Origin of the sequence: Streptomyces sp. NBC_00873 (assembly GCF_045207415.1) — a bacterium.
In the GTDB taxonomy this organism is placed as follows: Bacteria; Actinomycetota; Actinomycetes; order Streptomycetales; family Streptomycetaceae; genus Streptomyces.
In genome coordinates this window covers 1-13,313 of sequence record NZ_CP108803.1, presented here as the reverse complement: position 1 = coordinate 13,313, position 13,313 = coordinate 1, and the positions used below count along the sequence as shown (strand labels likewise).

General features: G+C 67.2%; 8 protein-coding genes. 2 read left to right on the top strand and 6 right to left on the bottom strand.

Translation table 11 applies throughout. The features are described from left to right. The first annotated feature begins 140 nt into the window (after window positions 1-140). Together OH809_RS00040 and OH809_RS00035 are read left to right on the top strand one after the other, a co-directional pair. The gene (locus OH809_RS00040; protein WP_406415202.1) at window positions 141-1,769 is read left to right on the top strand and encodes a replication-relaxation family protein; all 1,629 of its coding nucleotides are present in this window, start codon (window positions 141-143) and stop codon (window positions 1,767-1,769) included. A 44-nt stretch (window positions 1,770-1,813) separates the two neighbouring features. Beyond that, window positions 1,814-2,068 carry a hypothetical protein gene (locus OH809_RS00035; protein WP_406415200.1) on the top strand — a complete coding sequence of 85 codons (255 nt, stop codon included), beginning with the start codon at window positions 1,814-1,816 and terminating at the stop codon, window positions 2,066-2,068. A 27-nt stretch (window positions 2,069-2,095) separates the two neighbouring features. Here OH809_RS00035 and OH809_RS00030 read toward each other — a convergent pair whose 3' ends face one another. The 6 genes from OH809_RS00030 to OH809_RS00005 all read right to left on the bottom strand — a co-directional run bounded on the left by OH809_RS00030 (window position 2,096) and on the right by OH809_RS00005 (window position 12,620). Further along, window positions 2,096-3,271 (bottom strand): hypothetical protein, encoded by a 1,176-nt coding sequence (locus OH809_RS00030; RefSeq protein ID WP_406415198.1) that lies wholly within the window; start codon window positions 3,269-3,271, stop codon window positions 2,096-2,098. A 283-nt stretch (window positions 3,272-3,554) separates the two neighbouring features. After that, entirely contained in the window at window positions 3,555-5,294 is a 1,740-nt protein-coding gene (locus tag OH809_RS00025) for an ABC-three component system protein (protein WP_406415196.1), read from the bottom strand. Beyond that, on the bottom strand, window positions 5,284-5,550 hold the full coding sequence (locus OH809_RS00020; RefSeq protein WP_406415194.1) for an ABC-three component system middle component 6: 267 nt from the start codon (window positions 5,548-5,550) through the stop codon (window positions 5,284-5,286). The genes OH809_RS00025 and OH809_RS00020 overlap by 11 nt, the downstream gene beginning before the upstream one ends. Further along, on the bottom strand, window positions 5,547-6,437 hold the full coding sequence (locus OH809_RS00015; RefSeq protein ID WP_406424617.1) for an ABC-three component system protein: 891 nt from the start codon (window positions 6,435-6,437) through the stop codon (window positions 5,547-5,549). The genes OH809_RS00020 and OH809_RS00015 overlap by 4 nt, the downstream gene beginning before the upstream one ends. Window positions 6,438-6,816: 379 nt before the next feature. Beyond that, the gene (locus OH809_RS00010) at window positions 6,817-9,906 is read right to left on the bottom strand and encodes an NACHT domain-containing protein (RefSeq protein ID WP_406415193.1); all 3,090 of its coding nucleotides are present in this window, start codon (window positions 9,904-9,906) and stop codon (window positions 6,817-6,819) included. A gap of 200 nt (window positions 9,907-10,106) precedes the next feature. Further along, window positions 10,107-12,620, bottom strand: a complete 2,514-nt coding sequence (locus OH809_RS00005) for a Helicase associated domain protein (protein WP_406415191.1) — start codon at window positions 12,618-12,620, stop codon at window positions 10,107-10,109. Between the last annotated feature and the right edge of the window lie 693 nt (window positions 12,621-13,313).

Genomic DNA, 13,313 nt, shown 5'->3' with positions numbered 1-13,313 from the left:
ACAACCCTCTTCTCTCCTCCTGATGTCCGTATGGGAGGAGAGCATCGGGTTCCGGGGGCCCGGACGCCCTCCCCGGGCGGGCGCGGCCAGCGGCGGCGGTCGGCCAGCGGCCGGTCGCGAGTGACGAGGGAGCAGAGCTGATGGCGGGGAAGCGGAAGAACAACCCGGCGGGGTCGACGAATGGTTTCCGCGGTGACGTGCTGCGGGTGCTTGGAGTGCTGAAGGTGGCCACGGCTGATCAGATCCAGCGGATCGGCGCTCCGCACCTGAGCTTTAGGCACACCGACAAGAAGACCCTGTCCGAGCAGAAGACCGCTCGCACCGCCTCGCACACCGGCGCGCTCTCCGACATGCGCAAGCACAACCTCGCCGAGAACGGCGGCTCCACCGAGACGGGGGAGAGGCTACGGAACCTGACCGCCAAGGGCCTGGAGGCCGCCTCCTACGAGCTGCGCCACCCGGTGACGGAGATGGGCTCCACCGCTCGCGGCGCGGGCTCCAGCGGGGCCTCCCACCCGATGGCCGTCAACGAGACCGTGATCGCGATGCTGCGCCCGAAGCCGAACCTGGCCAAGCTCGCCGACGACCCGGCCGAAGTCCGCGCCGCCGCCCAGGCCGCCGTCGACGCGCCGCCCGGGATCGGCACCATCGCCTCGTACTGGACCGAGGTCCCGCTGCCCGCCACCGGCACCTGGAACGCACCCGGCAAGGGCGGCGCCCAGGCAGACATCGTCCTCACCGCCCCGCAGGACCAGGTGCCCCTGCTGTTCATCGAGGTCGACAACTGCCACGAGACCGCCGAGGAGCTTGCCGACAAGCTGGAGAAGTACGCCCGGTTCTTCCGGCGGAGGGTGAAGGACACCGACGGCCGTGAGCGCCCGATGTGGCGCACTCGCTGGACGGCTCCGGCCACCTGGTCCGGCGATGCGACGCACCCGCCCGTCCTGCTGGTGTTCAACCACATCGGCGAGCGCAACCCCAACCGCACCGTCCCGCGCCTGAGCGAGCTGACCCGCCACCTGTGGCAGGGGGAGCGGCAGAAGGGCGGCTACCACCACTACGACGGGAGGATCCCGATCATCGCGACCGGCCTGCAGAACCTGCGCGAGCACGGCCCGGCCGGACCGGTCTTCCTCCGCTTCGGCCGCGACCACATGCAGCCTCTGCGGGAAGCGATCGGCAATCCCCGTCGTGAGGCGGCCGATGCCCGTGCCCGGGAAGAGGCCAAGGTCCGGCAGGACGAGTACCAGGCACAGGTACGGCGGGTGGCCCAGGAGCAGGCTGCGAAGAAGGCAGCCGAGCGTGAGGCCCGCCGTCCCGTCTGCACCGGCTGCGGGGCGAGGTTCACCGACGAACGGTGGGAGGCGGCTCACGCGACGGACTGGGGAGCCCCGAAGGACACCCACCCGCACCTGTGCGACGACTGCAAGCAAAGGGCCGTCGCCGCCGAAGGCCAAGCGGTCGGCGCACAGGCTCATCCTGCGCCGGTGCGTGGTGGGGCAGAGCAGCAGATTTTCCAGCGTGAGGCCCGTCGTCCTGTCTGCACCGACTGCGGTGCCACGTTCACCGACGAACGGTGGAAGGCGATCGAGCGCGTCGGCTGGGGCGTTCCCCCAGAGCCCCGCCCGTCTTTGTGCGAGGACTGCGACCGGCGGTTCGTCACCGACGTACAGCAAGCCTGGCCGGACGAGCACCGGCATCAAGAGCAGGGCCAGGCCCTGCCCGAGCAGAAGGCCGGCGGAACCTGGCTCTCCCGCTTCCGCAGGTGACGCGACCGCACCCGACTGTCAGTGGCGGCTGCCAGGCTGAACGGATGGACCGTGATGACGAGCAGCTGCTACGCCGCCGGGTCTACGGCGCCAACCACGACCACCCGGGCCCGCGGCCGAACCGGCGCTACGCCGAACTGGTCGGCGGGCCGCTGGACGGCCTGCTGCTCGAACTCACCGGCTGGACGCAGGAGGAGGTCGACACCGGCGTCGCGCTCTCCACCGAGCTGGGGCAGTTCGGCGCCGGCGGCCGGGCCATTTACGACCCACGCCCTGGCGATGCGGCTCGCTTCGACTAGACCGGCGACACTTCCTGACAGCCTGACTCAGTCGAAGGCACGGATGACCATGTCCAGGATGGCGCGTATGCCAGTCCAGTCTTGGCTGGCGATGACAGAAGGGTCTGCTTGAGCGCGTGCCAGCTTCTCTTGGTATGCCTGCTGCACGGCTTTCTTGTCGGTGATTTCACCTTGGTACTGCTTGCTGCCTTCGCTGTAGCTGCGCCATTGGACAGGCCGGAGACTGCCGTCAGGAAGCGACAGGACATCCCGGCCCAGGTAGAGCTCGATCGACCCTGCTAGCCCGTTGACGTCCGCCATCGATATACGGCCCATCGGTGCCTCGGCGGTCGGTGGCCCAAGCGTCGGGTAGGACTTCGCAAGCTCAAGGGGTGGGCAGCGCAAAATCTTGATGTTGCTCGGTAGGGAGCTTTGGGCCAGAGGTCGGAGGGCTTCCTGGGCGCCGGTGTCATTGTCGAACAGTGCAACGACGGGGTTGGCGATGCGTGCCGCAGCGAACGCACGCACGGTGACAACCAGCGAGCCCGCGCCCCCGCGTGGGTTGTTGTTGTAGTCCATGAACCGCACAAGGTCCGTGAGGTGTGGGTACAGCAGACTCAATGCCGGCTCGAGGATCGCGACGTCACTATGCCCTTCAGTGAGAACGACTATGGGGGCATGCGCGGCAGACTGTGCGTGCACGGCCTCTGCTGCGTCAGAGCAGAGGTGCAGGAGATCAGGGTCATCGGCTACGTCGTCGACCTGGTTCCCGTCCAGGATGAATACGACTTCCGCGTCGGGAAGCCCCAGGAGGGCGGCTTTGAGAGCGAATCCCGGCTCGGAGTACTCGAGCATGTTCAGCAGCCAGGAGGCTCCGCCTATCTCATGGGAAGGTGGGTTGGATGCTTTAGCTCCGAGGTTCTTGATCCAGTCCAGTGCGGTGTAACCGGCCAAGTAGGAGCGCTTTTCCTCCCGGGGGTCTGGCTGACCCTGGAGAAGCGGACCCAGCCCTGACTGGGAGCGCTCATCGTCAAGCAGCGCATCGAGGAATTCGATGGTGGCCTGTTCGGTATAATCGAGCAGGCTCAGCCGTTCCGAGACCACGGAGCCTGCCCCTCTGAGGGAGCGCTCGATGAACTCATCGACGTCATCAGCGTCAGGGCCGTACACCTCACGAGCTGTCACGGACCGCATGTGCAACATGTCGTCCGTGAAGGCAGCCACCAGCTCGGGGCCCCATCCGTCTCGTAGCCGACTGACCTGATGGCCTCCCACCCAGAGGCCCTCCCCATTACTCATGATTCATCTCCCCGAGGCTTCAACAAGGTTGTTCTGGACACCGGCTGCTCGACATCACCGGCTGGGTACAGGACGAGCTCGACACTGTCTGCCTGCAGACGCAGCTGGTGCTGTTCGGTGCTGGCGGCCGATCGATGCCCGCCCCGCGCCCCAGCGGCGACTGCTGACGCTGCCGCTACTCGGTGTGGGGCCTCGGCAGCGGACGCGGTCAAAAGCGGAATCCGAAGAGGCCGCCGTCGTTCAGGCGATCGGTCAAGTGGGGTTGCCGTACGTAGGGGGCGGGGTCGAAGCCGCGGCGGGTGGCCTTATCGAGGTCGTCGCTGTTGAAGGTGGCGATGTACTGCAGATCTTCTTCGCGGGTGACGTCGGCGGCGAGTTTGAGGGCGGCGGCGAGTTGGCGGTCGTCGACGCCGTCGAAGAGGTGGCTGTCATGGATGAGGAAGTCGGGGCCGCGGCCGTGGCGGTGAGCGAGGACAGCAAGGGTCAGGTCGAAGCAGAAGATGACCATGCTGCTGATGCCGCGGCTGTCGTCGCTGTGGATGTGGGGGCGGATCTGGAGGCTGTTTGGGCCGGCTTCGATGGCAAGGTAGGCCTCACGTCCCTGTCCGTAGAGGCGTTGGGCGTACTGGGAGAACAGCAGCGTTGCCTCAGCGGTCTGCTCGGCGCGTTCGTCAAGGTCGGTGGTGACGGCTTGCTGTAGCTGCAGACGCTGGGCGGTGATCTGCCGTGCGCTGGCTTCCAGAGTGTGGGCGGCGTCGTAGCGGTGGCGCAGTGCTTCTAGCGTGGCTTGCTCGCGGGCCAGGGCCTGCTGCAAGGCCGTTAGGGCTTCGAGGGCGCCGCCGTCGTTGAGGATGCGCAGCAGGCGGGACTGTTCCTCGCCCAGGCGGGCTCGTTCGGCGCGGCGGCCTTCGAGGCGGTCGGTGAGTTCGGCGATCTCAGCGTCGAGGAAGCGCCTGCGGTTGCGGACGACCGAGTGATGGAAGGTCTGCACTTCATCGAAGCGGCGGCGTACCTGGTTGCTGAGGACGACTCCGAGTTCTTCGTAGACGGGCCGCAGGTAGCCGGTATCGACGTCACTGGCTTCCGTGATGGCTTGCTGGAGTTCTTCCAGGTTGTCGCGGTCGATGACGTCGTTCTGGGCGAGCTGCTTGATCTGCCGGGCGACGTCGTCGGCCTGCTCCTTGACCCGTTCGTACTCGGGGACGACCTGGAAGTCCGCGATCTGCGCCTGAAGCCGGTCAACCTGGGCCTGAGCCAGAGTGATCTGGCCGCGCAGGTCGGCGGTGGTCCCGACGATGCGACCCCAGACAGGGTCATTGACGGCCTTGCGCAGCTGGGTGCGGGTGGCCTTGCGGGCGGCTAGCTCGCGATAGCCGTTGGCCAGCTGCCAGTCCAGCCCCAGCAGATAGGCGAGATTGGTGGTCGCATCGGCTTCCGCCTGGCGGGCGAAGGTGCGAGTGGCCTCATTGAACCCGTGCGAGGAGGCACGACGCGCCAAGAACGACAGCATGGTGCGCCCGCTGACACCCGGATGATCCTCCCGCAGATGGAACAGATCCCGCTCGATCAGCCGATTCCAGTCCTCCACACCCAGCTCGGCCGGCCCGCCGAAGTCGAATATCGAAGGCCGACGGTCATCACCGACGCTCACGTCCGGCTCGATATGCACGACATTGGGCCGGCTACCGGCGCGCCATACCTGCAACGGCCCGGCATCCGGCCACGTCATCTCAAGGCTGAACGTGATCTCACGCAGCGCTTTCTTCGACGTCAAGGATGTCTTGGTGACCCGGGCCCCGAGCAGGAAGTGGATCAGCTCGACCAGGCTGGACTTGCCAGCGCTGTTACGGCTGTCCGTGTCGGAGGAAGACTGCGTCCGGTCGGCGACGATCAGATTCATTCCCGCCGTAAATGCTGCGGTCTTGAACCGGCGATCGTCAGCGCTCAAGCGCCGCAGCATTGACACTCCTCGCAACTAGGACGTCCCGGCGCAGTTCCACCGCGCCCATGCTGTACAGCACGTCCAAGGCCAGCACGAACCAGCCGAACGATACCGGTGCGTGATGACCATGTTCAGCCCGCCACTTCCTCAGCCGCGCCCACGCCTGGCTGACCGACCGCGGCTCATCCAGCTGCAGCAGGACCTGCGCACCGACCGCCAGCAGGCACCTGTCCGGCGCGATGCCCTTCGTTGGAGTGATCACGCGAGCATCCCCAGTCCGGAAGGTGTCCAGTCCGCCGGCGGCGCCTCGAAGACGTCGCAGCGCTCGAAGAAGTGCGCGAGGATCACCCAGGCCGCTCGTTGCATGCGAGGGGGCACGCTGCCGTTGCCCAGCACGTACATCTCCAGCTGCCACAGCACGTCCTCGGCGTCCGGCCACTCCCGCCGGACCTGCTCGTAGTACAGCCGGAACCCCTGAGCCACCTCATCGTGCTCAACCGCCCGGATCGTGCCCGCGTAGAACTCATCGACCAAGTGACTGTGCCGCATCCCGCGCAGCAGATCCTCGCGGGCCTCCCCTTGCACCCGGTTGAAGTCCAGCTTCCCCGGGTCAACCTCGGGCAGCGGCATCAGAGGATCGGCCGCCTTGCGCTGTTCACGCAGGTGCTTGAGCAGCGGAGCGAGGTCCTCCATGCCGATGCCGTGGACGACCGGCTGGATCGGTATCTGGCAGCCCAGAACGTCCTCGGCCAATGCGAGCTCAAGTTGCATGCACTCGTGCCAGAGTCTGCGCGTGCCCATCTGCTGGAACCGTAACTGCGGATGAAGACGCTCGACTTCGGACAATACCGTTGCGACCTCCGGATGCATGCCCCGGCGGTCGTTGTGCACGAAGACGAACGTGTCGAACTGCTCGCGCCGCTTCGCCAGCGCCTTGGCCAGATCCGAGTCGATCTTCTTTCTGATCTCTGTGGCACTCACCGTCTGGGGCGCGTAACAGGCGTACAGCTTGTGCTCGTGCAGCATCAGACCGTCAGAGCCCTGATCACCCAGCCGTCCGTGCGTCCGCACGTCCAAAAACTCCGGGTAGCGCGCACACATCAGGTCATGGAAGAAGGTCTCGAACGAAGTCTCATTCAGCTCGGCCATCAGCTCCAAGAACTTCAGCCGTGCGTACATCCGTTGCTCGTACTGCATACGCCCCCCTGCGCTCCTCAGCAGGGTAGCGCCAAGTGATCAATCGAATACACCCTTGTGGGGCAGTTCGGCGCCGGCGGCCGGGCGATGTACGACCCGCCCCGGCGACCCGGGCCGGATCAACTGGACCGGCGACACTCCCTTAGTGCCTCGGGCCGACTCGCCGCTTGAACCGGCCCTGGGCACGTTGGAGAGCGTGACCAGCGCGCCGATCGTCGTGCACCGACCCTCCGTCTCGGGTGTCCGGAGAGTCACCTCGCACAGCGGCGGGCGGGACGGAATTCTCGGGCCGCGCTTTCGAGCGCTGCCCCCTTCTCTGTGCCGGACTGCCTCAGAAGAGCAGAGGGCGGGTGGGGTGGACCGTGACCTCGGCGCTAGGGAAGAAGGCCTGGTAGAGAGTCGGGACTAGCCGTGTGGGGTTCTGTTCCAGGTACAGCCCGACCGTCCGGACCTGTGGACAGGTACCGGATAGTGGCGTGAGGTCAGTGTCTTCATGAATGCTCGTCACATACACGGTCTTGAGGCTGGGCAGGTGTGGGGCGGAGAGAAGACCGGGGAGGTATTTAGCTGCGATGCTCATTGAGCTGAGACGCGGGAGCCTGGCAATCTCAGCCCAGTCCCTGGGGGCGAGGTCGCCGATATCTTGTTGGATGTAGAGGTTCTCCAGCGTCGGCCAGGTGCTCACACCTCGCAGTCCGGTTTCCGTGATAGCGCCTTCGCCCAGTGACAGACTGGCGAGTGGAGCGTCTTGTGGCAGGGCGGTCAACCCGTCCGGCAAACGCGTCATGACGGTGATCGCTTGGAGCGTGGTGAGGTAGTCCAGCCCGGCTGTCCCGCCAAGGTCCCGGATAGACAGGGATGTCAGCCTCATCTCCGTCAGGGGCCGAAGATCCTCAACTCCTGGACAGCTCACCAAGTTCATGTGGTGGATCGAGGGCAGAGAGGCGAATGGCCGCAGGTCGTTCAGCAGGGTGTTCTCGTAAAGACCGAGGTACTCCACCCGTTCGGGCAGAGCCCCGAGGATGTCTGCAGGATCATGGTCGCCTGTTATGCCTAGTCGTGTCCGATCGCCGAGACGTGGCAAGGTACGCACCTGCGCGGGCGAAGTGAGAAAGAGGAACAGGTCGTGGGTGTCGACGTGGGCCAGCACCTCATCGGCGTACACCTCAGCATCGAAGAGATGCCACGCCCGCATCAGATTCGTCCGGACCCTCTCAGCGGAATGGTTCCGGTATTGCGCCAGCACCGGCACCGCTGCCTCCGTGCCGACCAGCGCTGCCGTCGCCGTTACGGCCTCGGCTTCGTCGTCGGACAGCACATCCGGGCCTGGTAGCAGTTCCAGGATCAGCGGCCCGATCTGTGCCAGTTCCTTGACCTCGGCGTCCGTGTGGGGCGGCAGCAGCGTCGCCGTCGCCTCCTCGACCCTGCGCCGTATGGCCGGATCAAGCTCCGTGGCATGTTCAAGGCACGCCATCGCCAGCAGATGGACGCGTTTGTCCGCGGAGGCCGTCAGTAGATTGAGTAACTCGGCCCGTTCACGAGGTCGGGCTTGTGCCACTGCCATGCGGATGACGTCTGTCCACTGGTCGTCGGCGGCGTGCTCCGCCAGCAGGCCGAAGTCGCCAGTTTCCACGGCCGCCCGCGCCCCTAGGTAATCCTGGAATGTGCGGTGCACGAAGTGGATCGTGCCCGGGGTGGGGGAGAGGAGCAGGCCGGTGCGGATCAGGAAGTGGCGCAGCACTGCGTCCGCGTCCCCGAGGACTTGCGCCGCCGGGATCGCCGGGAGCACCTCTGCAATGATGCTCTCCGCGCGGCTGCGGTCCATCTCTGTTCGGCCGTTGCGGATGAGCCAGTAGGCGAGACGCTGGAGGAGCTGCAGTTGGGGTTCCTCGCTCAGCTCGGGGGTCGCCATGTCACGTTCGCGGTCGCGGCGGACCAACAGCAGGGAGAGAGCAGAGTCGTACAACTCCTTACGGCCGTGTGGGAGGTAGCCACGCCGGTCGCGGTGCAGGGCGCAGATCAGACCGCACATCAACGGATTCGTGGCGAATCGGCCTAGGTCTGGCTTGGTGCGGACGGCGTCGCGTAGCTGGGCCTCGTAGACAGCCAGGGCAGCATCCTCGTCAGGCGCGCCGGTGGCGGCTGCCCGGTGCCAGCGCCTGATGAAGGCTGCCACATCCGATGGGCCCATCGCAGAGAGGCCGAGTTCAGTGAATCCATCGGCGGCGAGCCAGTCCTCGCGCACGGCCGAGGGACGTGAGGTGACGAGCCAGCGGTTGCCGGGGTAGGCCTCCAGCAGGTCGCGCAGCCAGGTCCTCGTACGTTCGCGTTCGGGCTCCGGCACCTCATCGAGGCCGTCTACCAGGACGAGTCCGCGCCCGCTGGTCAGGACGCGGTGCTCCCAGCCTTCCGGCTGCGTGCCGGCCAGGGGGCAGCCGACGGCGGTAAGGAAGTGCGCGGGGGAGGGGAGGCGTTCGCCGTGCCGGGTGAGAGTGCGCAGGGGGAGCACGAACGGGATCCGGCCGATGAGGTAGGCCATGCGGTCCGCGGGGCCGGTCGCCGCCGACACCGCGAGCCACTGGATCAGCGTGCTTTTGCCCGAGCCTGCAACCCCGCGCAACAGCACTCGGTCGTGGTTGGCTAGCGTCTGATCGGCGGGGGCAGGGGCGGAGACGGGGGAGGCCGACTCTAGCCCGAAGTCTGGTTCTCCCCCGTGTCCGATGACGTCCAGGCTGAGGTAGGCGGCGTCCAGCGGCCAGCGATCCGGCGAGTTGCTGAGGTCGATGCCGTAAATCGTGAGCTTGCCGTGCTTCTTGGCGACGTAGTTGAGGTAGCCGTGCTCGAAGGCTGTGTCCCGAGCACCTGGGCGCGGGGTACGGGCGAGCACCTCATCGACCTTCGCGATGAGGTCCGCCTGCGTCCGGGTCTGTTCCACCAGGGTACGAGCCACGAAAGTCGAGCGGCGGGTGAAGAACTCCAGGATCTGCAGGCAGGCCCACTCCGTCGCGGAGTCGAGGAAGAGCTGAGCGTCGGATGACAGCCCATCCGGCTTGGGCCCCTGATGACGCAACGTGCGCGCCAGTTCCCGCTGACCTAGCCGCACGGCTTGGATATCGCTCATGTCCAGATCCCCTAGGGCAAGCAGCCTTCGGGCCAGTGCATTGGCCACGGCAACCCGTTCCTGGGTGCGAAAGGGTAGTTCGCCGGGTGAGTCGATCGCTTCCTGGACGAGATGCTCCGCGAGCTTGTGCACGTCCTTCTCGCCCAGCGTGCGTTTCTCACCACGGAAAGAGACCAGGTCCTTCAGCCGCACGGGCCTGTCGACCAGTCCAGCACCAGGCCCGTCCGCCACGAAGAGTTTCCTGATCAGTGAGCCGACCAGATTGGAGGCCAGCCTGCCACCGAGTACCACTGGATCCATCCGCCACCCCCGTGTGTTCCGGATACGGGTGGAGCCTAGACGGTGGTGACTACAGCTGTCCGTTGCACTCCGGTAGCTGGAACATTCTCTCGTCGCCGGCGGGCAGACGGCGGCGCTGTTGTCGCTGTCCGGGACGATCGTGAATTCCCTCGTACGCGGCCGGGACCCACTGCCCTGCCCCGCAGGTGCCCGCCCATGCGCTATGTCCACCGCATCCCGATCTTGGACAGTTGCTCCATCCGTTCCGGTGTCAGCGTCGCGGCCCTGCTCCGCTGGTTGCCGATCCAGGCTCCCAGCTTGTGCTCTCGCTCCTGCTGGTCTTCGCCGACGATCCGTTCGACGTGTTTCCTCGGTACGCGCAGGTGTCCCTCGCGTTCGTAGAACTGCTTGGCGGCCTCGTAGTTCATCGCCCACTTGTCGGCCTGCGTGCGGCGTGGGGGCGGCTTCTCGTCCTCGCTGGCGGGCTCGATCCCGAGGACCTGTTCGCACATCCACTGCTGCACTCCGGTCAGCTTTTCCCAGCCCAGCCGCTGCGCCCGCACCCATCGTCCGAGGTCTTCGCCCCGGTGCACGACGTCGCCCGGCTCGGTGGGCAGCTCGCCGCCGATCTCCTCCAGGTGCATCCGGGTGAGGTGGAAGGCCCGCTGCCATTCCACCGGCCAGGCCGGGCACCAAGACGGGTCGATCTCCTCCAGCTGCTCGCGCCGTTCCTCCGTCAGGGCGCCGGCCCATGACTCCACCGGCAAGCCTTCGGCCTGGCGTTGTTCGAGGTCCAGGGCGCGCCGTGCGGCGGCGCGGGCGTTCTTCAGCCAGATCCCGACCTTGTAGCCCTGGTGCGCGGCGTCCAGCGGGGCCAGGAGGTGCCCGTGTTCGGCCGCCCACCCGCGCGCGGCGGTCAGACCCTCCTCCCACGCGACGTCGAAGTGGGACCAGATCATGCCCAGCTTCTCCAGCTGCGCGACGCGGTCCTCGTCCATGTTCCCGCGGGCGTAGAACCGGCGCGCGTCTGCGGTCCACTGCCCCAGCGGGAAGTTTGCGAGCGAGGCCGGCCACCCTTCGGCTTCGGCTTCGTCCCCGGCCGGGACGCGGAACGTGAACGGGACGCGGAGGTCGCCGTGTTCGCGGGCGAAGATGACGGCGGCCTCCACCCCGCGACGCCAGTGCTCGTGCTCTGGGTTGAGAACCCGCAGGTTGATGAACGCCGCGAGGGCGGCCGGGTCACGCGGCGTGGAGAACTTCAGCAGGGCCTTGGCGGGGGCGCTGACGCCTCTGGAGCCGTCGCCGCTCCCGCCCGTGCTCTTCCCGCTCTCGTCCTTGCTGACGTAGCGGCTCGGGGCCTGCTGCTCCGCGAGGGTCTCCACGATCCTCGCGTCGTGCGCCCGCAGCGCCTCCAAGAGCTTGGCCAACCCGCCGAACGCCCGGGACGTCAGCATGTTGTCCGCCGTCTCGCCCGGCCCGAGCAGCACCGGCACCACGAGCGAGGCCATCTTCCCCTCGCCCGGCTGCATCCGCAGCGCCCGCCCCACCGCCTGGACCAGGTCCGGCATCGACCCGCGCACATCCGCCCAGTACACCGAGTCGCAGTTCTTCGTGTCGACGCCCTCGCCCAACACCTTCACTGAGCACAGGAAGCACTTCTCCACCACCGTGCCGTCCGAGGCGATCCCGTCGGCGAACTCACCCAGGAGCCGGCGGCGGTGGAGCGGCTTGTGGTCCCCGCAGAGCCAGTCCGCCCAGATCGTGGCCGGGTACAGCTCGGGATCACTGGCGTGCAGCTGCGCGGCGACGTCCGGGAGGCCGGCCGCGAAGGCTTCGGCCTCCTTCACCACATGGTGGAACACCAGCGTGCGGCGGAAGCCCTCCTCAGCAGACGCCTTCACCAGCGCGGTCTGCAGAGCGGCGAGCCGCGCCCCGCGGACCTCTGCCGACCGGCCCTCCGCGCCCAGGAGCTGCGCGGCCTGGAGCGCGGTGTCGGTGACGTCCACGCATACGACCTGGTAGGGGGCACAAATTCCCCTGTCGATGGCCTCCGAGAGCGTCAAAGTGAACGCCCTGCTGCCGAAGGGCCCGTCCGGATTGTCGTCCATGCTCGCGACAAGCTCGCCGGGTGCGCCAGCCTCGCCCTCGTCCCCGAGCTGCCACAGCCGGGGCGTGGCCGTCATGTACAGACGGCGCAAGGACGGGATCTTCTGGTTGTCGTGGACGACCGCCCACGGCTTCCCGATCCGGCCCGAAACCCGGTGGGCTTCATCCACGACGATCAGGTCCCAAGCCGCCAAACCCGCAGCGTGCGCCCGCTCCAGCGTGCCCAGACCGAGGCTGGCGTACGTGGCGTACACCGTCACCTTCTCCAGGCCCCGGGTCCACTCCACCAGCTCGTCCACGTCCGTGGTGCTGGGGAAGGACACCTCCTCACCCCGCAGCGAGGACACCCCGATCATCGGCCCCCTGCGGCCCCCCTCGCGCCACGCGACCTCGGTCTGCGCCAGGAGGTCCAGCGAGGGCACGAGGACCAGCACACGGCCCGCGTGGAGCTCCTCCGCGCTGCGGACCGCCACCCGGGTCTTCCCGGACCCGGTCGCCATGATCACCTGCGTTCGAAGCCCTCGTTCGGGCACAAGTGATCTTGCAGGCAATTCGAGGGCACGGAGCACCGCGTCAATGGCTTCTCGCTGGGCGGCCTCGCGCTGATCAGCGCGGTCTGTGCTCGACATATTCGTTTGCCTTCTTTTGGGGTGCCGTCCGGTCGATTCGAGCGGAGGGAAACGGGAAACCTGCACGTAGAGGAGCCGCGAGGGCTACGGTTGGACTGACGCGATCGGCTGGTTGCTCTGCCTCACCGGAGCCCCGGTCAGGCCGTGGGATGGATCTCGATAACCTCCCGGAGAGGTCCGGGGTGGTGTGCCCTGAGTCCAGATTCTATCCCGCTCTCGAAAATGAAGCACGCGAATGCCGAGATTCCCCCTAACGTGGCTGAAAGCTGTTAGTCTTGCCTTATTGCAAGCCAGTCCGGAGTCTTGACGGCCCCTCAGTCCGCTCTCCCGATTCGGGTGGCCGGGCCCCCGCGTTCAGTCACTCGCCCGACTGCCCGTCACCACCACCCCTCCGCTGCTGCCGGGCCGTCAGGCCCGTGGGCGTACCGCGCGGAGCGCGGTACGCCTGACCGCACGAGTGTTGACGCGGGGTCATGGGTGGCTGGAGCGCGGCGGAGGCCACCGGGTCGGGCGGAGCCCGGGCCCGGGTCGCAACGCGGCCCGGTTTCACTGCTGTTGGCCGTGGAGCGAAGCGGAGGGGCTGGCCCGGCTGTGCCGGGCGCGGTACGCGGAGCGTGCCGCTGGCGCTCTCGCGGAGCGGGGCGCAACTGGGGTGCGAAGCACCCCAGTTCGCTTGCATATCGCGCAGCGATA

Excerpts from the sequence above, each read along its gene's own strand:
- OH809_RS00005 (WP_406415191.1), bottom strand. The coding sequence starts at position 12,620 with ATGTCGAGCACAGACCGCGCTGATCAGCGCGAGGCCGCCCAGCGAGAA.
- OH809_RS00035 (WP_406415200.1), top strand. The coding sequence starts at position 1,814 with ATGGACCGTGATGACGAGCAGCTGCTACGCCGCCGGGTCTACGGCGCC.
- OH809_RS00015 (WP_406424617.1), bottom strand. The coding sequence starts at position 6,437 with ATGGCCGAGCTGAATGAGACTTCGTTCGAGACCTTCTTCCATGACCTG.
- OH809_RS00040 (WP_406415202.1), top strand. The coding sequence starts at position 141 with ATGGCGGGGAAGCGGAAGAACAACCCGGCGGGGTCGACGAATGGTTTC.
- OH809_RS00010 (WP_406415193.1), bottom strand. The coding sequence starts at position 9,906 with ATGGATCCAGTGGTACTCGGTGGCAGGCTGGCCTCCAATCTGGTCGGC.